Source organism: Borborobacter xinjiangensis (assembly GCF_047739745.1).
GTDB lineage: Bacteria > Pseudomonadota > Alphaproteobacteria > Rhizobiales > Rhizobiaceae > Pseudaminobacter.
In genome coordinates, this window is the sequence record NZ_JBLLVA010000104.1 from 1 (window position 1) to 504 (window position 504).

The following is a 504-nucleotide window of genomic DNA, read 5'->3' on the forward strand; positions in this document are numbered from 1 at the left end:
CTGATCCAGTTCCGCAAAAAGTTCGGTCAGGCCAACATGACGTCGCTGGTCGAGCGCGTCAGCCGCTTCACCGTGTTCCTGCGCAACAACGATCGCCAGTCGAAACCAATCATGGATGGGCTAATCCATGCGCTCGGCTCCCTGCCCCATGCGGCGCGGCGCTCAATCACCTTCGACCGCGGCACCGAATTTACCGACGGGCCCTATCTGCAAGCCGGGCTCGGCGTCCAGACGTGGTTCTGTGATCCGCAATCGCCGTGGCAAAAAGGCACCGTCGAAAACACCAACCGCCGTGCCCGCAGATGGCTCTCGAGAGACGTCGACCCGTTGTCGATCGACGATCAGCAGCTCCAACAGCTCTGCGCCCATCTCAACGCCACGCCTCGCAAGTGTCTGGGCTTCAGAACGCCCTCGGAAGTGTTCCGGCAGAAGCTCCTGGCCCTCCGTCGATGAACCGGCTAGCCTGCTCCGGCTGCAAAGTCGCACTTCGACGAGAACTCACAC

General features: G+C 61.7%; 1 protein-coding gene. It reads left to right on the forward strand.

Features of this window, described 5'->3' with window-relative positions:
* The coding region (locus ACLKMW_RS26530; protein ID WP_415727527.1) for an IS30 family transposase at positions 1-453 on the forward strand (453 nt) is incomplete at its 5' end.
* Positions 454-504 lie beyond the last annotated feature (51 nt).